This window comes from Spiroplasma culicicola AES-1 (assembly GCF_000565175.1).
Classification (GTDB): domain Bacteria; phylum Bacillota_I; class Bacilli_A; order Mycoplasmatales; family Mycoplasmataceae; genus Spiroplasma_A; species Spiroplasma_A culicicola.
The window spans coordinates 735,698-758,754 of the sequence record NZ_CP006681.1 but is presented as its reverse complement, the minus strand read 5'-3'; the positions used below and the strand labels follow the sequence as shown (position 1 = coordinate 758,754).

Genomic DNA, 23,057 nt, shown 5'->3' with positions numbered 1-23,057 from the left:
GACTAAATTTAATTAGTCTTATTTGTTTTTTCAATTTAAAAAAGGAGGTTTTGTACATTGAAAAATTTAAAAAAGTAATAATTGTATTTCAAAAATCTTTAGTGACATTTATTTCTAAAAAAGATATTTTTGTAAGTGAATGGTTAAAAAAAGATACTTTTAATGTAGAAGAAGATCAAATAATTTTTATTAACTTTATGCAAAATAAATTTGGTTTATTATATGATAAATCACTAAAAAGTTGAGTGTGTGGAATTGGTAATGTTATAATTTCAATGGAAGAAAATGAAATTATATTATTTAATAAATATATTTCTTCCTATAATGTTTTTATAAAAATAGGAAAGGATAAAGAAATGGCCCCATTAACAAAAGACTGTTGAAAATTGTATAATCAACAAGCCGTTCTTATAAAAGAACATGCTAAAAAATTTAAAAAAATAGATAAAGTATTAGCTAAATATGGCATTAATCTTGATGATGAACCAGATGAAGAATAGAAATACTAAACTTATAAAAAATGAATCTCTTTAAAGAGATTCATTTTTTTATGCTTTATTATTTGAACCAAATGCCTTAATTTTTATTTTGGCTTCTTGTTTTACAAAATTAATGGCATGTCTTCCATATTGTCTTGCATCAAATCCATCAGGATTTTGATTAAATCAATCTTGTAAACCTTTTGCACAAGCCATTTTTAAATCTGTTCCAATATTGATTTTTGTAATACCTAAGCTAATAGCTTTTTGTAAATCTTCAAGTGGAACTTGACTAGATCCATGAAGAACAAGTGGGGTTGATATTTTTGAATTTAATTCTTCTAATAATTCAAATTGGAGTTTAATTTCTCCTTTAAATAATCCGTGACTTGTTCCAATAGCAACCGCCAAAGCATCAATTTGAGTTTGTTTGTCAAATTCAATAGCTTCATTTACATCAGTGTACCCATTGCTATTTGAAACTCGATCATCTTCTTTTCCTCCAACGTGTCCAATTTCAGATTCAACTTCTACACCTTTAGTTTTTGCATATTTTACAATTTCAATAGTTTCTGCTACATTTTCATTAAATTCTTTTAATGATGAATCTAACATAACACTTGAAAATCCTGCATCAATAGCTTTTTTTATTAGTGCAATGTCAAATCCGTGATCTCAGTGCAAAACTACAGGGACTTTGGCATTTTTAGTTGCAGTTAATGCAAATGAAAAGACATAATCGATTCCCATGTATTTTGCAGCACTTTCAGTTACCATCAAAATTACAGGTGATTTTTCTTCTTCTGCAGCCTCAATAATTCCTTTCATCATTTCTAAATTATCAAAGTTAAATGCAGGAACTGCATATTTCCCTTGTTTTGCTTTTAATAGTTCTTCTTTCAAACTTGCTTTCATACTTTTATCTCCTTATCATTATTATTTTATCTAAAAATGATATATTTTTATAATTTTCTATCATTTTTAGATAAAATAATATTATATGTAGCAAATTATTTAGATTAGGAATGGAAAATATGGAAAAATTAAAAAAAGGAGAAAGAATTAAACTCTATTTCTCTTACTTAAATAATAATATGTCAATTTCAATAAAACAGTTTTTAAAGTTTGCTCAAGAACAAGCAATACCTGAAATTACAGCAAGAAGAGATATAAAATTACTTGAGAATTTAAATTATATTACATCTGAAATGGGTTTAATTAAATTAAATACGGATAAAGAATATGAAACAACAAGAGAAGAAAAATTTGCAGCAAACAGAGAAGAAAAGCAAAAAATTGGTTTACTTGCAAATGATTTAATTAACTCACAAGAAATTTTTGTTGGAGCAGGAACAACTTGTGAAATTTTTGTGAAATCAATTAATAAGCCAATAAAAATGTTATATACAAATGGTTTTGAAGTTGCGCGTGTTGCAAATGCAAATCCTAATATTAAAAGAATTGTTTTAATAGGGGGAAAGTTACGACCACAATCTAGTGCAATGTGTGGATCAATTGCAAATACAATTGTTGAATCACTTAAATTTTCGCAGACATTTATTACTATCACCAATATGGATAATGAATTTAATGCTTTTAATAATAATGCTGATGAAGCATATTTAACTAATAAAGTTATTTTAAATTCACATGACATTGTTTGTTTAATGGATCACACTAAATTTAATCAAAAAACATATGGAAATAAAATTACTAATGCAGCAAATATGAAGACAATAATTTGTGATAAAGAAATTGATGATCCATTATTTAAACAGTTACAAAAAATAACTAATGTAAAATGATAATAAATTATCATTTTTTTTATTTTATTATCATTAAGTAGTATTATATTAATGGAGGAAAAGTAATGGAAAAAGTCATAATACATATAAATAAAAATATTGATGATGTATATAAACACTATTTATTAGAAAATATTAAAAATGATAATTTTGATATTATTTTTGAAGAGTCAAAAAATGAATTTAGTGATTATTTACAATTGGTCAAAAAATTACAGTTAAAAGAAATATCAAGAGTAATTGTCATTGATGAATTTGGTTCATTACCCTTTATGGTAATAGCAAAACATAAATCAATTGTGGTTGCTCAAATTTCAGATTTTCATTCAGCACGAATGACAATTCAACATAACAATTCAAATGTTTTATCTTTAGGTTTTAAAATTCTTGCAAAAGAGAGCATGGTAGATATTATTAATTCATATTTTGCTGCTCACTTTGAAGCTGGAAGACATATGGTACGAATAAACATGTTAGAAAATTTATTGGAGGGTGAATAATGAAAATAGCAATTGGATGTGATCATATTGTTACTGATGTTAAAAATAAAGTAATTGAAATGTTAAAAAGGGATAATATTGAAGTAATTGATTGTGGAACTTATGATTTTGAAAGAACTCATTATCCAATTTATGGACAAAGAGTTGCTGTTAAAGTTGTGCAAGGAGAAGTAGAATTTGGAATTGTTATTTGTGGTACTGGAGTAGGAATCTCAAATGGAGCACAAAAAGTTAAAGGAGCACGAGCAATTTTAACAAAAGATGTTTTGACAGCAATTGATGCACGCGAAAAATATGATGCAAACATTGTTGGCTTTGGGGGTCGAATTGTTGGTTTGGGGTTAATGTATGAAATCATAGAAAAATTTATTAATACAAAATATAGAGGTGAAAATGACTCTGTAATTAATGAAATTAATCAATTGATTAAGAAAGAAAATTATAATGAAGAAATTTTTGAAACTGAAAATAAAAAATGAGATGCTGGTTTCTATAATGAATAAGAATAATCAATAATGAAACAATAGATAAAATAGTTTAAGTAATAAAATATTTATAAAGCCATAAAATACTATTATCAAACGTATTTTATGGCTTTATTTTTGATAGAAAATGATAATTTATAATCATTTTCTATCATTTTTTATAAAAATCAATTGCTTTTTTTTTTTTTTTTGTGTGTAATAATAATGGAATTTATTCCAAAAAAATTAGAAAAATTAGAAAGGAAAGTCAATGAATGAATAATGAGAAAAAGAAAATACAATTAATTGCTCCAGTTGATTGTAAAATTTATTCAATATCTTCATTAAATGATGGCGTTTTTTCTGAAAAAATGTTAGGAGATGGTGTCTATTTAGTTCCATCCAAAAATACATTTTTTTCACCACTTGATAAAGGGAAAATTAAGCAAATTTTTGAAACAAAACATGCAATTTATTTTACTTGTCAAGATGGACCAACAATATTGATGCATATTGGATTAGATACTGTTGGTTTAAATGGTGAACCATTTAAACTTCATATTAATGAAGGTGATGAGATAACAAAAAAAACTAAAATTATTGATGTTGACCTTGAAATGATTAAAAATAAAGAAATTTCAATTGCAACTCCAATAGTGTTAGATCAAAATGAAAATATTGGTTGAAATATTATGATGATTGTTAAGGAAGGACAAGAGTTAAAACAGGGAGAAGTTTTTGCAGAAGTATCATATGAAAAACCTCAAATAAAAGAATATGTTTCTAAACAAATTAGTTTTGACGATCTTAATAATCTTGACAATAGAAATATTTATGAGAGATCAGCTAGTATAATTTATAATGCAATTGGTGGTGAATCAAATTTTGGTCAATATGGACATTGTACTACTAGATTGAGAATTAAGATTAATGATAAAAACAAAGTGGATTTATCTAAAATTAAAGAACTTTCATTTGTAAAGGGAATAAATTGAGCTGCTAATGAACTGCAAATTATTATTGGTGGAGAGGTAGAAATAATGTATAAAGCTTTTTTAAACTTTATGCAAAATAGATATAATACAAATTCAATTATAAAAGAAAAAGTAAAATTAGGTACTAGATTTATGAATATGTTTAAGGGAATTATTATTCCTGCTATTCCTGTTTTTTTAGCTGGTGGATTAATTGGTGCAGTCTATGCAATATTAACAGCTACAAATTTAGCTCCTTCAATAACATTTAATACTGATTTTGGTTCAATTGTTGAACAGGCTCAAGAACAGGGATTCACACTATTTTCAATTTATCTTGGTATTGGTTTATTTATAGTTGGAACAGGTGTTTTTTCAGTATTAGCAATATTTTTTTCATATAATGCTGTTGTCTATTTAAAAGGTAAACCGATATATGGAATAATGCTTGGGCTTGTAATTGCCTCTCCAATTTTATTAAGAGGAGCATTTTCTAATGGAAGTATTGTCCAATATAATTTTTGAGAATGAACTTGATTAAAAGAAAATACAGATGAGTGACTTACAGTTAGAGTAGGACCAAGCATGGGAAGTTTTTTAGTATGTATTCCAGCTGCATTCTTTATTGTTGAATGTGATAACTGAGTTACAAAAAGAATTCCAAAAAATCTTTTAAATGTTTTTGGTTCTCCTTTAGTACTATTGGCAACAGGAATTGTAGTTTATTTAGGAATTACACCAATTGCTTCAATGATTGAGCAAGTTATTGGTAAAGCAATATTTTATGTTGGAAAGCTACCATTTGGTATGTCAATAGCACTGTTTGCATTTTCATGATGAGCAATTTGTTTAACAGGCGCTCAGATGACAGTATCATTTATTATTATGACACCAATTTTTACTGGTGGTATGCAAAATGGAGTTTATCTACCAGCAATGGATCCAAGATGAATGTTACCATTATTTGCTGGAAAATTAGCTTCATTTATGGGCCAATTAGGTGCTGGTATTGGAGTTATTATGATTACTAGAAAACAACAAACTAAAGATATTGCTTATGGAGCAATATTGCCAACATTATTTGGTGTACCAGAACAAATGGTTTATGGAGTTACAATACCAACAGTTAAACCTTGATTTTACGGTTTAGTAGGTGCTGGTATTGGGGGATGAATTATGGGTATTGTAGATATTCCATTTTATATAAGAGGTGGTTCTGGAATATTATCATTTATAAATGTTGCGGGACCTGGAAGTAATCCGTTAGATCCAAATTGAGGAGTTGATGATACTCCAATTAGTAAATTTATTTGATATGGTGTTTCTGTTTTAGTGGCATTGATAATTCCAATCATATTAGTTTTATTTTTTGCAAAAGAAAGAGTTACTGAAAAATATGGAATTATTAAATTAAATCGCCAAATGAGAAGAAGATTTAATACTTTAAATATTGAACAAAGTCAAAGTCTTTCAAAAGAAATGGAAGATTTAGAATTATTATTTAAAGATAAAAGAAACAGTGAAATTATAATTAATTGAGAAAAAAAATATGGTAAAAATTTAGAATATAAAACTAAGGCTAATAGTTTAATTGCAAAAGAGGATGCCAAAAAAAATGATATTATTAAAAACCTACAAAAAACAACTAATGAAAAGAAAAAACTTAGATTAGTAAACAAATATAATAGTATTTCTTACCAAGAAAAAATTAATAATCTTCAAAAATTAGAAAGTGATTTGCAAAATGAACTAAATACAAATAGTGAATTATATAATTCTCTTATTAATAAAGCTATATTGATTAGTAAACAAATAATTGAAAGATCTACAAATGAACTAAAATTTGATGATATTAAATATCTTGAAAGCAATTATAACAATGTAATTAAATCAGCTTTAATTAATTTTGATTTAGAAGAAAATAAACCAAGATTATTTGATGCCAAAAAATTTAATGAAAAAGTTAAAGGAGTTAATGTTACTTAATATGAAAACTTTTGGTAATAATTTTTTAATCGGAGGCGCAACTGCTGCTAAGCATATTGAAGGTTGTTGGAAAGAGGGCAATAAGGGACCAACAATTGCAGACATGGTCAGATGAAATCCGAATTTAGATCGAAAAAATACAATGGCAGAAAAATTAATGACTACAGAAAAACTTCAAGAAGCTATGAGTAATAATTCAACATATTTTTATCCAAATAGAACTGCTATATCTCATTATGAAATGTATAAAGAAGATATTGCTTTATTTGGAGAGGCAAAAATGAATTGTTATCGAATGTCAATTGCATGAGCACGTATTTTTCCTAATGGAGATGATAAAGAGCCAAATTTAGAAGGAGTAAACTTTTATCATAATTTATTTAAGGAATTAAAAAAATACAATATTAAGCCAATTGTAACAATGATGCATTATGATTTGCCTTTAAATTTGGCAATCAATTATGATGGTTTTGCAAGTGAATATACTTTACAACAGTTTATTAGATATGCTGAATTTATATTAAATGAATATAAAGATGATGTTGAGTATTGAATTCCTATTAATGAATTTAATGTTCTAATATTTAGCCAATGAAATGGTGCTGGACTATTAAATGATGATTTAAAATTAAAAGAAAAAACTATTTTAGCTAGAAGAAATTATTTTATTGCACAAGCGAAAGTTAAAGAACTTGCAAAAAAAATAAATAATAATAATGTTATTGGTGCAATGTGTGCTGCCACACCTTTATATCCATATGATTCAGACCCTAACTTAGTTTTGCAAGCTGATGAGTTTGCAGAAGATTTTATTTATTCTAATTTTGATATTCTTTTAAATGGGAAAATGTCAAAACCAAATGAAATTAGATTAAAAAAGAAAGGCATTAATTTTAATTTTTCACAAGAAGAACAGAAATTATTAATGAATAATGTAGCAGACTTTATGGCTATTAGTTATTATTCTTCTGGTGTAATTGGGGGTAAAGAAAAAACAGCAGGGAATTTATCAATAATTGGGTCAAATCCAAAATTAAAATCAAGTGAATGAGGTTGGCAAATGGATCCAGTAGGATTAAAAATTATTTTGCATAGACTTTATGCACGATATGAAAAACCTATATTTATTGCAGAAAATGGTTTAGGCGCTTTAGATACTGTTGAAGAAAATGAAATCATAAATGATGATTACAGAATTGAATATTTAAAAGAACATTTAAAATCAATTATTGAAGTAGTTGATGAAGGTGTAAACATGATGGGTTATGTTATGTGAGGAATAATTGATTTACCTTCAGGATCCACTTTAGAAATGTCTAAAAGATATGGAATTATTTATGTTGATATAAATGATGAGGGTAGCGGTTCAAAAAAAAGAATTAAAAAGAAATCATTTGATTGATTTAAAAATGTTTGTGAATCAAATGGTGCTTGTCTTAATATAAAATAATATTCATAATGAGACAAGAAAAGAATCTAATCATTATTAAAAATATAATATATTAAATAGTTGAACTGCTAATCAGTTCAACTATTTTTATTTAATTTTGTTTCAAAATGTAAAATAAATTTCATTATTTAATAGTTTTTTTGAAATAAAAATATAATGAATATGGAGGTAATATGAAAGAAATAACAAGGGTGCAAAAATTTAGAGAATATGGATTAGGATTATTTATTCACTATGGATTGTACAATCAATTAGAAAAAGGTGAATGATATCAAGAAATGTATAAATTAACAACTCAGGAATATTTGTCTTTATTCTCAAATTTTAGTGAACTAAATTTACAATTAAATATAAAAAAAATTGTGAGTTTTGCCAAAGAAAATAATTTTAAATATATTGTTTTCACAACAAAACATCATGATGGTTTTGCATTATATGATTCAAAAAAAATAAGTTCATATGATATAACAATGACTAAAACAAGAGATATAGTAAAAGAATTTATTGCAGAATGTAACAGGCAACAGATAGAACCTTTTCTATATTATGCAACGTGGGATTGATCAAACCCTAAGTATAATGATGATTTTGATGAATATTTAGAATATATGCATAAAAACATTGAATATTTATGTAAAGAATATAAAAATGTTAAAGGGTATTGATTTGATGGAAATTGAAATAGAAAAGAAGCTGATTGAAAAGAAGATAGACTTTATAAGATAATTAGAAAATATAATCCAGAAGCAATGATTATAAATAATTCAGGACTTGCAAATGCAGGAAAAGAGCAACATCCAGAAGTTGATTCAATTACATTTGAACAAGGGCATATGAAAAAAGTTGATTATACAGTTTTTTCAAGAGACTTAGCAGCAGAAACTTGTCAAACTTTTAATGATCATTGAGGCTACGCAAAAGAGGATTATAATTATAAAAGTGTAAAAGATCTAATTTCTAAATTTTTAACTGCAAGAAAACAGAAAGCAAATTATTTATTAAATTTATCAGTTGATAAAAATGGTGAATTAATTCCTCTTGAAATAGAAACAGTTAAAATTTTTAATAAATGAGTTAATAACTATGGTTATAGTCTAATTGGAAATTATGATTTAGTTTCAGTTTCAGAAGAAGATTTTATAATTAAAAAAAATAAAGATTATTATATATTTTTATATAATGTGATTACCGGAGGACATGTTAAAAAGATACAATTTGGAGGTAATTTCCAAGAAGAAAGAAAGTATAATTTGGATAAGAATATTCGAATAAAGAGTATTAAATATTTGGACAATTCTGATCCAGTTGAGTATGAAATAGATGAAAGAATTATTAAATTAAGAATGAAATCATTTGATTATGGAATAAACACGATTGTACGTGTTATTAAAATGGAGGAAGAGTAATTATGAAAGAAATAAAGGGATTAATATTATGTTCAGGAGGTTATTCAAGTTCAATAATCTCTAATCGTTTAAATGAATTAGGCGAAGAATATAATTTGAAATTTGAAGAAGGCGGTTATGGAAATGATAATATTTCTGCATTAGGAGATAAATATGATTTAATTTTATTTGCTCCACATTTAAGCATGTATTTTGATGAATATGAAGATGTGTTATTAGAAAAAAATGTTCCATTAATTCAAATTGAATCAAGAGAATATGTTTCATCAAATGTTGAAATATTATTTAACAGAATTTTAGAGGTTTTGAGTTTATAAAATGCCAATTTGATATTATATAGTTTCTGCAATTTTATTTGCAGCTACATTATTAATTTTCTATTGATTAACATTAAAATATTGTGAATATAAAGATTTTAAAATTACTATGTGAATTATAGCTCCTTGTTTTACTATTATAGGTATTTTAATTATAGTAATTTGCTTATTGGTAATAAAATGGGCATTAGTTTCTGCAATAATTATTTCATTAACTTGAGGTTTTCTTTTGGGAATTATGTTGGGAATCTCATATTATAAAACTAGAAATAGAATTCAATTTAATAGAAGAGGAGATTTATTGTAATGTTTAAGAGACAACTTGGTATATCAATTTATCCAGAGCATTTTTCAAAAGAAGAAACAATTGAATATTTAGAAAAATGCTCTAATAATGGAATTAATAATGTATTCATGTCATTAATCCATTTGGGTTCAAGTCCTGATATTAATATTATTAATTTATATAAAGAAATGTTTTTATTTGCTAAAAAACTTGGATATTATGTTATTTTAGATATAACTCAAGAAACATTAAATTTTTTAAACATTAAAATTAATAATCTTGAAAAATTTAAAGAAATGGGCATTTCTTGTCTCAGACTTGATGCACCACTTTTGCCAAAAGAAGTAGCTGATGCAACATATAATGAAGCAGATATTGATATACAGATAAATATAAGTAATAACGATAATTTTATTACAAATGTAATTGACTATAAGCCAAGAAAACAAAATCTATTTGGATGTCATAATTTTTATCCTTTAAAAAATAGTGCGTTATCTTTTGAACGCTTTATAATTTCTACAAAACGTTTTGTAGATTTAGGAATACATACATCTGCTTTTGTTGGCTCAAAATTTGGTAAAAAGGGGCCACAAAAATATGAAGTTTCAGATTTAGTTTCTGTTGAAAGTATTAGAGGATTGCCTTTAAGAACACAAGCAAAAATTCTCTTTTCAACTAATCTTATTTCAACTGTTTTGGTTGGCAATCAGCCAATGTCTAATGAAGAAATAAAACAGTTTTCAGAGCTGCTTCATTTAAAAAAATATGAGTTTGATATTAAAATTGAAGATAATATCTCAATTAATGAAAAATCAATTTTAGAGTATAATAATCATTTTTGAAGAGGAGATGCAGGTTCAGATTTTGTTAGATCAACTTGAACAAGAGTTGACTTTAATTGTGAAATAGAACCAAATAATATTAAAAAAATATTAAATAAGGGAGATGTGTGCATTATTAATAGTAATAATGCACATTATCAAAAAGAATTGATAGTTATTCTTAAAGATAATTACACAGAATTAGGAAATAGTGTGAATTATATTGGAAATATTATGGAATATGATTTAAGTCTTTTAGATCTACTAGAGGGCTGAGATAAATTTAAATTTAGAGGTGTTTAATATGGAAGAAAGAACAGTAAATATTAGTATGGAATTAATTGGAATTTCTGGTGAAGCGAAGGGAATTGCACTTAATGCATTAAAAAAAGCTAAAAATAAAGAAATAGATAAAGCCGAGGAATTGGCAAGTAAAGCTAAAACAAAATTAAATGAAGCACATAAACTGCATGCAGAAATTATTTCAAGAGAAGCACAAGGAGAAAATTGAGATATAAAAACATTATTTATTCATGCACAAGATCATTTTTCAAATGCTCTTGTAATTTTAGACCTTTTAGACTATATAATTGATTTATATAAGGGTAAAGAATAAATAAACTATGAATAAAAAAAGTATATTAGATCAAATTAGAGAAATTGCAAGATATTCTGAAAATGTAAGTTTTCAAGTCATTGCAAATTTTATTATAAAAAACTATATGGTATTGGAAAAATATACCATTTTTGATGTTTCAAAAAAAACTTCTACTAGTCCTGCTACAGTTACAAGATTTTGTAAATATTTAGGCTTAAATGGATATAAAACATTAAATATATCTTTAAAGTTTGAAAATCAATATATGGAAACTTTTGATGTTCAGAATAATGATTTTGGTCTTTCTAATGAAATTTCACTAATTGAAAAATTGAAAGAATTTACACAACTTAGTTTACATAATACAACAAATATAAATCAAAATTCATTAATGAAAGCAAAAATTATTATTGAAAAATCACAAAATATATTTATGTTTGCAAAAGGTGGAAACATATTTTTAGTTCATTTGTTTATTGACTGATTATTGAGAATTAATTTAAAAACATTCTTTTCACAAGATACTGATCAACAGATGGCATATTCAAATATAATCGCAAAAAATGATTGTGCATTAATTATTAGTTATTCTTTATCAAGCAATTTTTTTGAACGTATTATTAAAAAGCTTAATGATAAAGGAATTCAAAAAATAATTATTACAAGAAATGATGTTTCAAACTTAATTTCAAAAGATGATGTCGTAATTAAAATTGCTGAAAATGAATCAATTATTGAAAATAGACAATCATCTGAAGTGACAACACTTTTTATTCTTAAAGCTATATTTCATATGTTATTAAATAAAGATAGAATTAACAAATTGATTTCTTCTGATAATTTTTATTTAAAATAAATTTCACACTATAAAATAAATTGCATAGAACTTCTAACTATAATTTAATTAGAGAGGTGTTATATGGAGAAAGAAAAAAATTCAAAATTAAAAGAACTTAAACTTTTACAGAAAAAGGAATTAAGTAATTTAAAAAATGAAAAAGATTTAAAGTTACAAGATAAAAATTTATTAAAATTTGAAAAAGAATTATTAATTGAACAATATAAAAATTCACGTTCAATATTAAAGTCAACACATTCATTGCAAATTAAAGAATTAAAAAATCCAGAAAAATTTGAAAAAAATAAAAAACAGAAAACAATTGAAGAAGAAATTTCTAAAATTCAAGTAGATTATTTTAAAAATATAAATAAAGAAAAAAGAAAGTATAGAAAATTAATTAAAGGTCAAACTAAAGCTGAAAGAAAAATTGCACAACAGGAGTTTAAAACTTTTATTTTAGAACAAAAACAAGATTTAAAATTATCTATTGAAGAAACTAAAACAAAGGGTGAAATAAATTCAATTAGATATTTTAAAAATTCATTTACTAATAAAGCAAAAGATATTCATGGAAAAATGATGCCAGTTTTAGGAAAAATTGCAAATCAAAAGCATTTAATGGCTATTAGAAATGCATTTAGTTCATTAATTCCTTTTATTATGATTGCATCTTTTATTACAGTTATAAGAAGCATACCAACGAGTTTTGACCCAACTTCAGAACATGCATATTTGTATACATATTTTCCAGAAGTTTTAGATCATGCATTAGTTATAATATCTAGCTTAACAATGGGTGTTATGGCTTTAGCGTTATCAATAGCAATTGGTATAAATCTTGGTCAAAATTATGGAGAGGCTCCATTGATGTCTGGGATAATGGGAATGCTTGGTTTTATTCTATGAGTTAAACCTGCAGAACTTGCTGAAAATGGAGGTACATCATTGCCATTAGCAGATTTAGGTTCTCAAGGTTTATTTGTCTCTATGTTAACTTCTATGTTAATGTTTGAGTTATATAGGATTTTTAAAAAATATAGAATAACTATTAGACTTCCTAAAGGAGTACCACCAGCTGTAAGTAACTCATTTACAGCTATAATTCCTGCATTAGTATATGCTACATTTGTTATATTAGTAGCATATATTGGTAATGTTGATTTAATTAGTGGTATGAATAATATTTTAAAACCCTTAGCATCATTAGTTAACGATAATTTTGGAGCAGTAATAATGATTATATTCTTTAATTCATTATTTTGATGATTTGGAATTCATGGTAGTGCAATAACAGGAATTATTACTTATCCAATTTGATATCCAGCAATTGCAGAAAATAGTGAATGATGAAATAATGGAATGATTGGTGATGTACCAAATGTATTTGTTGAACAATATTATCAATGGACAATATGAATTGGGGGTAGTGGAGCTACAATAGGATTAGCAATTTGTGGAATATTATTTTCTAAATCAAAACAAAATAAAGCAATGGGAAAAGCTTGTTTTGTACCAGGAGTATTTAATATTTCTGAACCAATGATGTTTGGTTTTCCAGTAGTTTTAAATATTTATTTATTTATTCCATTTATGCTTGCACCAATGATTTGTGCTGTTGCATCATTAGCATTAGTTAGTCTATTTAATATTTCTTGAGTGGCTGTTGCACCTTGATCATTGCCAGCCCCAATTGGAGCATTCTTATCTAGCGGTAATAATGTTTTTGCAATTATTACTGCATTAATCTGTACTGGAATTGCAACATTAGTTTATCTTCCATTTTATAAAGTTTGAGATAAACAAATTTTAAAAGAAGAACAAAAGAATATTTCAAAAGAAGCAGAAAAATTAGGATTAAGTATAAATGAATATATGAAAAAAATGGCTTTAGAAGAAATTGAAACTAAAAAAATAAAAAGACATGAAAAATTACAAAAGGTAAAAGAATAATATGGAATATACTTTATTAATTGATGGTGGAGCAACAACTTCAAAGGTCTATTTAATTGATTCTAATAAAAATATTTATAGTAAAGAAATATTTAAGGGTATGAATTTATATACAAATACAAATGAATCATTAGCTGAATTAGCTAAAATTAATGAAAATTATAAGGAACATAATATTAAAAATATTTATTTAGGTGCTCCAGGAATTCATGAATTTAAAAAATATGAAAAATTATTAGAGATATTTAAAGAAAAATGTAACATTGGAAATATTCATATCTTAACTGATATTGAAGTTCAAGAATTTCTATTTTGTGAGCATGAAAATTATTTAGCAATTTCACTAGGAAGTGGTACTGTTATGATTGAAAAAGTAAATGAATCTAAGCGTATTATGTCTAGTTTTGGTCCTTTAATATGTGATGAAGGATCAGCATATATGTTTGCAAAAGAATTTATTAAAGAGGCAATTATTGAAAAAGAAAAATTTAATTTTAAAAGTAAATTTATTAAATATACTTTAGATTTTTTTGGTTTCAAAGATATAGAAGAAATTAAAACATTATATGCTGATTGGAATCTAATTAAACCAAATTTTTTAAAATTTAGTAGATACATATTATTAGAACAACAATTTGTTTTAACCAGTGAAATCAATATTATATTAGAAAAAATTTCAAGATATTTTTTTGAATATATTGATTCAACAAAAATTAATTATTTAATTAAAACTATTTATATATTCGGGGGAATGGTTAAAAATGAATATTATAGAAAATTACTTACAAGTGGATTTATCATAAGAGGATTTGAGGTTATTATAAAATAATGCAAGTATATGAGTTATTAGGATGAATAGGTACAGTCCTTACAGCAGTATATTTGATACCTCAAGTTATTAAAGTAATAAAAACAAGAAATACAAATGATATTTCATATTATAGTATTTCAATTTTAATAATTGCTTCTTTAATTTGAATAATATATGGTTTTTTAACACCAATACCTCAACCACAGGTATATATTACAAATATGTTTCAATGTATTTTTTCATCAATAATTTTAATTATGAAGTTAATCCCAAATAATGTTAAATAAAAAAACCTTTTAATAAGGTTTTTTCATTTAATGAGATTTTATCTAATTAAATGAGTTATTATTTATTTTGTATAAAATATTATATAATTTTAAAAATTACTTTTTAGCAATAATAGTGGAGAAAATATGAAATATAATAGCAAGATAATTAGAAGAAAAACACAATCGTCATTAAAGCAAATTAAACATTATATTGAAAAAGGAATATTGCGCCCTGAAATTTTAAGTGATGTTTTGTTAATGAATGACCAAGATATTGAAAGACTTTATCACATTAAATTATTGCTTGAAATTGGTTTTAATTTAGAGCATATTAAAATTATTTTAGATAATATAAACAAGCAAAATTTAATTACTATTTTTGATCATTTTCTAGATAGCTATAAAACATGATTTGAAATTTTTAATAATAAATATGAAATATATAAAGATAAAAATTTAATTAAATTAGATGATCGTAGTTATTTTGGTTTTTTTAAAAGTGAATTGATTGCAAGAACAGTAATGTATGAACTATATGAAAAAAGATATCTTTGATATCAAAAAGAAGAATATAAAATTAAACTGAAAAAAATAAGAAAAAATATTTATAGTTGTTTTAAAGAATTTAATGATAATAAATTAATTTATGAAATGGTTTCAAAATATTTTAGTGAATTATATGAATTTTTAAATGATAATTTTTTAAATCGTTCACCATTATATTTCATATGTTGAATTAAATGATTAACAAATGAACCTAGGTATATTAAGGAAATGCGACGTATAACTCAATTTAATTATTCAAATGAAATTTTTGAAATGTCTTTAATATGAATTATTAAAATTACAAATAAAAAGTACTAACATAATGTTAGTACTTTTTATTTCTTGTTTTATTAACTAATAAATTATTTAATAATTAATGAAAGGAAAGAAGTTATATGAGTTATAAAATCTATGCACCATGTGATGGTGTTGTAAAACCAATTAAAGAATTAAACGATGGTGTTTTTTCTGCAGGTTTATTGGGAAAAGGTATTTCTTTTACACCATCAGAAAATGATTTTTATGCAATTGTTGAAAATGCAACATTAGCACAAATTTTTGAAACTAAACATGCTTATTTCTTTAAAATTAAAGGTTTAGAAAATCCAGTATTAATGCATATTGGAATTGATACAGTTACTTTAAATGGAGAACCATTTACAGTTCATCAAAAAGAAAATAGTAATGTAGATTTAAATACAAAAATAGTTTCAGTTAATTTGCAAGATATTAAAAAAGCTAATTGTTTAACTGAAACTCCTATTGTTTTTGAATGTGATAATAAATTTGATATAAAAATTTTAAAAACAGGGTCAGTTAAAAAAGGTGAACCATTATTTGAAATATATGAATCAGCACAAGAAAATATAAACACTGATGAAAACAAACCAGTTAAGTTTATTGGAAAATATGATTCAATTGCCCAAGAAATATATAAATATGTGGGTACAAATACAAATTATAGAACTTATCGAAATTGTATGACAAGATTGAGATTTACAATTAAAAATAAAGAAGAAGTTGATCTTGAAGCAATTAAAAAAATATCAATTGTTAAAGGAACTAATTGAAGTGATAATGAATTGCAAATAATTATTGGAGGGGAAGTTTATAAAGTAAAAGATGCTCTTGATAATTATTTAGCAAATAAAGATAGTTTTAAAACTAATAACATTAAAAGAGATGGATTTAAAACTGAAGTATTAAATTTAGTAAAAGGAATAATTTTACCAATGTTGCCAGTAATGATGGCAGCAAGTATTTTACAAGCATTATATACTTTGTTAAGTGACCAAGTATTTAATGTTTTTCCTTCAATTAATTTATCTGAACATTCAATAGCAGATTATTCATGATTTAATGTAATGTTATACATTATTGCTTATCCTGGAACCAATTTTATAGGAATATTTTTTATATATTGTACAATTAAATATTTGAACGGGAATACAGTTATTGGTCTATTAATTGGGGTAACAATTATTTCACCATATTTATTTGGTCAACCAGTTTTTGAATGGTGAACAATTAAAATTGGAGACGTAAGTAGTGTTATAGGAATTAAACCTTATCCTACTTCTGTAATTCCAATGATCTGTGCAGGCTTAGTTTATGTTTATTTTGACAAATGAGTAAAAACTTGAATGCCAACAAGTGTTGATATAGTTTTTAGACACTTTTTATCTGTTTTAGTAACATGTGCTTTAACATTTATGATAATGGGAAATATTTTAGGATTATTTGAAGCATTAATTGGTTATATTATTAGTTTATTAAATTGAGTTCCATTTGGACTAAGCACAGCTTTATTTGCACTTGTATGACAGCCTTTAGTTTTAACTGGAACACATGCAGCAGTTTGAAATGCAATCGCAATTCCTGCTTTTGATGGAGTAACTTCCGTACCAATTTTATTTGGACCTGTATTTGGGGTATTTGGACAATATGGGGCAGCTATAGGAATTGCTATTAAAACTAAAAATGCAAATACTAGAAGTGCTGCTTTAGGTGCTTTACCTGCAGCCACATTTGGAATTACAGAACCATTAATATTTGGTTCAACTTTAAGAAATGGATTACCTTTCTTGCTTGGATGTATTGGTGCTTCAGTTGGAGGACTAGTTTATACAGGAATGTTTAATGGAGATTGATTTATGCCAAATGCTCAAGGAATCTTTTCATTCTTATCTGTAGGAAAAGAAACTAGTCAGTATATTGGATGGGCAGTTGCCTTACTAGCAATTATTGGAACTTCAATTTTATTAAACATATTGTTCTTTAATGAAAGACCAAATGAAATTAAAGCAACTAATAAATTAAATAAAAAATTAATTAAAACTGTTGCTAAGTTATCACAAAAATCATTTAAAGAAATTGAATTGGAATTGAGTAATAATTTAAGTAAGCTAGATGAAATTTTAAATCAACAATTAAAACCAAATATTAAAGTTTATGAATTGAATGTAAGAAAGTCAATTTCTGATGCAATTAAATTAAATGCAAAAGTTTCTGGTCTAAATAATCAAAAAGAGAAACTAGCTGAGAAATCAAATCACTTATATGAATTGAATAAAATTGAAGCAATGAAAAAAGTGAATTTAAAATTTAAGGAATTAACTCAAGGAAATAAACTTGAAATTTTAGAAAAAAAAGCTTATCAAAGTCAGATATTATCAAATGAATCAATTAATAATTTAAACAAAATTCAATTTAAATATATGGAAAATGTTGATGAAATTATTAATATTGTAGTTTCTAAAACTAATGAAATTAAAATAAATAATTTCAAAAATAATTATTTTAATGTAATTCATTCATTAGACATTGGTTATGAAATTACAGAAAAACATAAAGAAATTTTTACTAATAAATTACTAAAACAGGAGGAAAAAAATGAAAAAGTTAGAGTTTCCTAAAAATTTTCTAATTGGGGGAGCTGCTGCTGCTTGTCAATATGAAGGAGCATATGATGCTCATGGAAAAGGATTAAGCATTGCAGATTACAAATATTATAATCCCAATTTGGATCGTAAAGCAGCAGCAGTAGAAGCATTAGAATACTTTACAGATACTTATCAAGATGCAAAAGAAAATGGAAAAGATAAAGTTTATTCTTATCGTTGAGCAATTGATTTTTATAATCGTTATAAAGAAGATTTAGGGTTATTTAAGCAATTGGGAATGAATTGCTTTAGAACAAGTATTGCTTGAAGTCGTATTATGCCTACAAGTGAAAATAAACCAAATAGAGAAGCAATTGAACATTATAAAAAAATCTTTCAAGAAGCAAAAGAAAATAATATTGAATTGGTTTTAACTTTGAGTCACTATGATTATCCATTATGACTGTTAGAAGAATATGGAGGTTTTGAAAATCGTCAAGCAATTGATAAATTTCTAGAATATTGTGAAGTTGTTTTAAATGAATTTAAAGATTATGCTACATATTGACTAGGTTTTAATGAAATTAATATTACTTCGCATTCTTCATATACAGGAGCTGGATTTGTAATGGATAAAAATGATCCAAAACGATTGCATAAACTTTATAATGCTTTGCACAATCAATTTATCGCACAAGCTAAATTAGTTAAATTAGCCCATGAAATTGATCCAAACATTAAAGTTGGTTCAATGATTGCTGCGTTACAAACATATCCAGCAACGTGCAATCCAGAAGATGTTTTAGCAAATCAACAACATATGAACATTAATATGTGATATTACTTTGATGTTTTAGCTAAAGGCGAATATCCTCAATATATGTTAAATTATTTTGCTAAAAATAACATTGGTATTAATATTTCAAAAGAAGATGCCATTATTTTAAAAGAATATACAGTAGATTATTTAAGTTTTTCATACTATATGTCAAGTGTGACTTCAGTTTCAAAAACTGAGACTACAAATGGAAATATTTTAGCTGGAGGGAAAAATCCTTATTTAGATGCGACAGAATGAGGTTGACAAATTGATCCAGTAGGGTTGAGAATATATATGAATGATTTATATTATCGTTATAAAAAACCATTAATGATAGTTGAAAATGGAATTGGTGTTGATGAAATTTGAGATCAAAAAAATAACATTCTAAATGATACATATAGAATTGATTATATTAGAGAACATTTAAAAAATATGCTTTTAGCAATGCAAGAAGATGGTGTTGAATGTATTGGTTATACTTCATGAACTGCAATTGATCTTGTAAGTATGTCAACAAAAGAAATGACAAAACGTTATGGTTTTATATATGTAGATTTAAATGATTATGGAGAAGGTACTGGAGAAAGAAAAATTAAAGAGTCAGGTAAATGATTTAAAACAATTTGTGAAAGTAATGGATCAAAATTGTGAGATTAACAACATCTTTAAAATAGTAAATAATTACTATAATTTTAAAATTAACGATTACAAATTTGAATTAACTATATTATTAAAAAGTTATAAAATAAATAGCTATATTTAAGCAACATAGAAATTTAAAACCCCCCATACAGTAATGTGTGGGGGGTTTTAAATTAAAAATATAGTTATTTCAATAATTAAAATTAAGCAACATTTACATTATAAGTTAATTCTTTAGTTGCTGCATCATCATAATCAATTGATAAAGTTTTATTTTCTGTAGTTGAACTAATTCCAGTTAATTTTAATTTAACAATATTATTTTCTATTCCTAAAAAAATAACTTTTAAATAAGTTCCCTTAACAACTTCTTCATTTGGTAAAGCTTTTTCTAAATCAATTTCAATTCCTTTTTCGCCTTCAGTTGCATCTTTATCTAAGGCAAGTATTCCTTTTAGTTCTCCTTGCTCATTTAAGTTAGGATCACTTAAAGTAATTTCTAAAGTAACACTGTCATTTATATCAGTTAATTCAATTGTATTTTCATCATAATTAGTAGTAATAATTGGGGTAACTTGTTCTAACATTTTTGCAGTTGCTGCACCAGTACTTGAATTTTCTTCTTTTCAAACTAAAGCTTTAGTTTCATTTTCTTCAGCTTCGAATACAGAAATTGTATATTTTTGTTCTGTTTCTTTAATTCATCTTGAAGTATCATCTTTTGTATAAACTACTAAAATTGAATTTGCATTTACTGGTGTTCCTTCTTTAACAGTTTTTGCACTAATGTTTGATTCACTAAACTTAGTATCTAAAGCTGTTTGTAAATCTGCTTCTGAATTATAACCAGCTTCATTTTCAATTACTTCAATTGAATCATTTAATGCTTTTTCAACTTCTGTAGTAACTTTAATTTCTACTTCTAAAGTTTTATAACCATTTGCAGTAAATGAAACTTGAGTTGTTCCTTCTTTTTTTGCAGTTATTGTAAATTCTAATTGTGTTCCTTCTTTAGTTGAAGATGGGGCAATTGAAACAATATCTTCATTTTTTGAAGTTGCACTAATTTCAATGTCAACTTCTTCAACTATTACTTTAATAGTAGTAGTTTGTCCTTTTAATAATGAACTTGATTCTAATTCATATTTAATTTCTTTTTTATCTTCATTATCTCCACAAGCAATTACAACTGAGCTTGTTGAAGCTACCATTCCCATAGCTCCCAATAATCCTAAAAGTTTTTTCATATTTAAATTTTTCCTTTTCTATAAAACACATAAGAAAATTTAAATATCCATTTTATTACATTAAACCCTATGAGGAATTTTATAAAAAAAAAAAAAAAAAGCAAGTTATAAGTGTGGAAAATCTAAAATAATCATAAAATAGAAATTTTTTTTATTAAATTATATAAATAATGGAAAATTTTAAAGTTATAATTAATTTATAAAATATTTATAAAACAATAAAGTTTGACAATTAATTAAAAATTTATTTTTAAAGGTTGGCTGGGTGGGTTTGATGAAAGAAAGGTAAAAAATATATGATTAAATTATTAAGTTTAATTGGAACAATTGGTTTAGGAGTAAGCAATACTACACCATTACTTTCAATTTCAAGTTATCAAGAAAATATCAATGTAAGTGATAATGTTGATTTAAGCGTGGCTGATGGTCATTACAACATTTTTAGAAAATTTCCATATTATTCAGTAAATCTAAAAGCATGAGCAATTGCTTCAGAATTTATTACAGGACAAGCAGCAAATGCACTTAATTCTGCTGGACATTTTTCTGATCCATCAGATTTTGAATTAGTAAGTTCTTATAATATCACAGATCAAAGAGATTTAAATGATGATGATCTTTTTGGAAGAACAGGAGCTCGTACAATTTTGGTTGAGTCTGTTTTAAAAGCTTCTCAATCTGGAGAAGCAAAGGGCTTCTTTGGAGAAATGAAAATTTATACAGAAATTGTTCAAGAATCATTGGATTTATCTTTTTTAAATGGAGAAGAAATGTTTAGAGTAGTAATTGGAGTTAATGATATAGAAAGTATAGCAAAGTCTATTCATTCAGATATTTTTGTTTTTTTTCTTAATGATTTTGAATTGCCAACATTTCAACACGTAAATTCAGTTGAAACTTCAAAATTTTTATTTAAACATGGAACAAATGAATTATTTACACAAGAAGATTTAGAAAATTTAGAAGTTAATGAATTAACTAAACTTGATTTTTGATTAACTCCAACTAAAGAAGGAAAAGAACGAGGAGTTTACAATAAAGCAAAAATGACTTTAAGTTATATTAAAACTAATTCATAGTAATTTTAACTATATATTTAAAATTGAGCCTTTTTAAAGGTTGGCTGGGTGGGTTTGCAGAATGAAAGGCAAAAAGACATGGTTAAATTATTAAGTTTAATTGGATCACTAACTTTTGGAGCAACTAATGTGATTCCAATTGTAGTAAATACAAATAATATATTAAAAATAAATGAACAAGAAACAATTGATATGGCTCTTTTAAATAATTATTGAGAAACTCAACACTTAGGATATGATGCATTTGCAGTATCTTCATACTCACAATACATTATTCCAGCAATGGTAAGAAGTGTTTTTGAAAAAGAGCATGGTATTACTATTGAGGAAAATTGAGTTCAATTAGAATCAATGATTAATGTAATTGATGGTAGAGCAATAAACGATGATGATATTAGAGGAACAAATGGAGCTTCAAAAGAAACTTGAATCACAAAAGTAATTCCAACAGAAGCTGGAATTGAAAATGGCTTATACGGAGCATCATACATAAATGTGACAATTCATCATCAAGCAGGAGATTTATCAACATATGATAAAACAACTTGAATATATACAGAATCAATTGTTAATCCAACTATTTTAGTAAACCTACATTCAGAAATTATGTCTCAATTCTTAGACCAAATGCATAAATCAAATGTTGGTAACGCACTATACTTTATAAATGGTATTGATTATAGTAATTTTTATATTTTTGATAGTGCCATTAATAGAGATAGATTAGCAACACAAGAAGATTTAGATAATGCTAATAATGGAAACGGACAAATAACATTATCAGTATTTTTATCTCCAAATCAAATTGGTAAAAGTAAAGGGATTTATGGATCTGCTTATATAACTTTTAATTTAAATTTAAGATAATTATTTTAAGA

22 protein-coding genes are annotated in these 23,057 nt (G+C 25.2%); 20 read left to right on the top strand and 2 right to left on the bottom strand.

Features of this window, described 5'->3' with window-relative positions; all coding sequences use genetic code 4:
- Positions 1–50 precede the first annotated feature (50 nt).
- Entirely contained in the window at positions 51–500 is a 450-nt protein-coding gene (locus tag SCULI_RS03460; protein ID WP_025363254.1) for a hypothetical protein, read from the top strand.
- A gap of 48 nt (positions 501–548) precedes the next feature.
- On the opposite strand, the gene SCULI_RS03455 is transcribed toward SCULI_RS03460, so the two are convergent.
- Positions 549–1,394 (bottom strand): class II fructose-bisphosphate aldolase, encoded by an 846-nt coding sequence (locus tag SCULI_RS03455; protein WP_025363253.1) that lies wholly within the window; start codon positions 1,392–1,394, stop codon positions 549–551.
- Between the two features lie 119 nt (positions 1,395–1,513).
- Between SCULI_RS03455 and SCULI_RS03450 the strand changes: the two genes are divergently transcribed.
- The 17 genes from SCULI_RS03450 (at position 1,514) to SCULI_RS05660 (ending at position 19,868) form a co-directional block, all read left to right on the top strand.
- Positions 1,514–2,287: a DeoR/GlpR family DNA-binding transcription regulator gene (locus SCULI_RS03450; protein WP_025363252.1), complete on the top strand. Its 774-nt coding sequence runs from the start codon at positions 1,514–1,516 to the stop codon at positions 2,285–2,287.
- A gap of 62 nt (positions 2,288–2,349) precedes the next feature.
- Positions 2,350–2,784 (top strand): RpiB/LacA/LacB family sugar-phosphate isomerase, encoded by a 435-nt coding sequence (locus tag SCULI_RS03445; protein ID WP_025363251.1) that lies wholly within the window; start codon positions 2,350–2,352, stop codon positions 2,782–2,784.
- Positions 2,784–3,287: an RpiB/LacA/LacB family sugar-phosphate isomerase gene (locus SCULI_RS03440; RefSeq protein ID WP_025363250.1), complete on the top strand. Its 504-nt coding sequence runs from the start codon at positions 2,784–2,786 to the stop codon at positions 3,285–3,287. Before SCULI_RS03445 ends, SCULI_RS03440 begins: the two co-directional genes overlap by 1 nt.
- Before the next feature lie 236 nt (positions 3,288–3,523).
- Complete coding sequence (locus SCULI_RS03435; protein ID WP_025363249.1) at positions 3,524–6,208, top strand: glucose PTS transporter subunit IIA; 2,685 nt, start codon at positions 3,524–3,526, stop codon at positions 6,206–6,208.
- A gap of 1 nt (position 6,209) precedes the next feature.
- A complete protein-coding gene (locus SCULI_RS03430; protein WP_158499960.1) occupies positions 6,210–7,658 on the top strand; it encodes a glycoside hydrolase family 1 protein in 1,449 nt (482 codons plus the stop codon).
- A gap of 173 nt (positions 7,659–7,831) precedes the next feature.
- Positions 7,832–9,064: an alpha-L-fucosidase gene (locus tag SCULI_RS03425; RefSeq protein WP_025363247.1), complete on the top strand. Its 1,233-nt coding sequence runs from the start codon at positions 7,832–7,834 to the stop codon at positions 9,062–9,064.
- Between the two features lie 2 nt (positions 9,065–9,066).
- Positions 9,067–9,381: a PTS sugar transporter subunit IIB gene (locus SCULI_RS03420; protein WP_025363246.1), complete on the top strand. Its 315-nt coding sequence runs from the start codon at positions 9,067–9,069 to the stop codon at positions 9,379–9,381.
- Position 9,382: 1 nt separating this feature from the next.
- Entirely contained in the window at positions 9,383–9,688 is a 306-nt protein-coding gene (locus tag SCULI_RS03415) for a hypothetical protein (RefSeq protein ID WP_025363245.1), read from the top strand.
- On the top strand, positions 9,688–10,794 hold the full coding sequence (locus SCULI_RS03410; protein ID WP_025363244.1) for a MupG family TIM beta-alpha barrel fold protein: 1,107 nt from the start codon (positions 9,688–9,690) through the stop codon (positions 10,792–10,794). Before SCULI_RS03415 ends, SCULI_RS03410 begins: the two co-directional genes overlap by 1 nt.
- A 1-nt stretch (position 10,795) precedes the next feature.
- On the top strand, positions 10,796–11,107 hold the full coding sequence (locus SCULI_RS03405) for a PTS lactose/cellobiose transporter subunit IIA (RefSeq protein WP_025363243.1): 312 nt from the start codon (positions 10,796–10,798) through the stop codon (positions 11,105–11,107).
- Positions 11,108–11,114: 7 nt separating this feature from the next.
- Positions 11,115–11,945 carry a MurR/RpiR family transcriptional regulator gene (locus SCULI_RS03400; protein WP_025363242.1) on the top strand — a complete coding sequence of 277 codons (831 nt, stop codon included), beginning with the start codon at positions 11,115–11,117 and terminating at the stop codon, positions 11,943–11,945.
- 63 nt (positions 11,946–12,008) lie between these two features.
- Entirely contained in the window at positions 12,009–13,880 is a 1,872-nt protein-coding gene (locus SCULI_RS03395) for a PTS sugar transporter subunit IIC (protein ID WP_025363241.1), read from the top strand.
- A gap of 1 nt (position 13,881) precedes the next feature.
- Positions 13,882–14,709, top strand: a complete 828-nt coding sequence (locus SCULI_RS03390) for a hypothetical protein (RefSeq protein ID WP_025363240.1) — start codon at positions 13,882–13,884, stop codon at positions 14,707–14,709.
- Positions 14,709–14,978 (top strand): SemiSWEET family sugar transporter, encoded by a 270-nt coding sequence (locus SCULI_RS03385; RefSeq protein WP_025363239.1) that lies wholly within the window; start codon positions 14,709–14,711, stop codon positions 14,976–14,978. Before SCULI_RS03390 ends, SCULI_RS03385 begins: the two co-directional genes overlap by 1 nt.
- A gap of 126 nt (positions 14,979–15,104) precedes the next feature.
- Positions 15,105–15,824 carry a MerR family transcriptional regulator gene (locus tag SCULI_RS03380; protein ID WP_025363238.1) on the top strand — a complete coding sequence of 240 codons (720 nt, stop codon included), beginning with the start codon at positions 15,105–15,107 and terminating at the stop codon, positions 15,822–15,824.
- Between the two features lie 77 nt (positions 15,825–15,901).
- Entirely contained in the window at positions 15,902–18,421 is a 2,520-nt protein-coding gene (locus SCULI_RS03375; protein WP_025363237.1) for a PTS glucose transporter subunit IIABC, read from the top strand.
- Positions 18,399–19,868, top strand: a complete 1,470-nt coding sequence (locus SCULI_RS05660; RefSeq protein ID WP_025363236.1) for a glycoside hydrolase family 1 protein — start codon at positions 18,399–18,401, stop codon at positions 19,866–19,868. The genes SCULI_RS03375 and SCULI_RS05660 overlap by 23 nt, the downstream gene beginning before the upstream one ends.
- A 188-nt stretch (positions 19,869–20,056) precedes the next feature.
- Here SCULI_RS05660 and SCULI_RS03365 read toward each other — a convergent pair whose 3' ends face one another.
- Positions 20,057–21,100 (bottom strand): lipoprotein, encoded by a 1,044-nt coding sequence (locus tag SCULI_RS03365; RefSeq protein ID WP_025363235.1) that lies wholly within the window; start codon positions 21,098–21,100, stop codon positions 20,057–20,059.
- A 296-nt stretch (positions 21,101–21,396) separates the two neighbouring features.
- Here SCULI_RS03365 and SCULI_RS03360 point away from each other — a divergent pair, with 296 nt between their 5' ends.
- A complete protein-coding gene (locus tag SCULI_RS03360) occupies positions 21,397–22,179 on the top strand; it encodes a hypothetical protein (RefSeq protein ID WP_025363234.1) in 783 nt (260 codons plus the stop codon).
- Between the two features lie 78 nt (positions 22,180–22,257).
- Positions 22,258–23,046: a hypothetical protein gene (locus tag SCULI_RS03355; RefSeq protein ID WP_025363233.1), complete on the top strand. Its 789-nt coding sequence runs from the start codon at positions 22,258–22,260 to the stop codon at positions 23,044–23,046.
- Positions 23,047–23,057 lie beyond the last annotated feature (11 nt).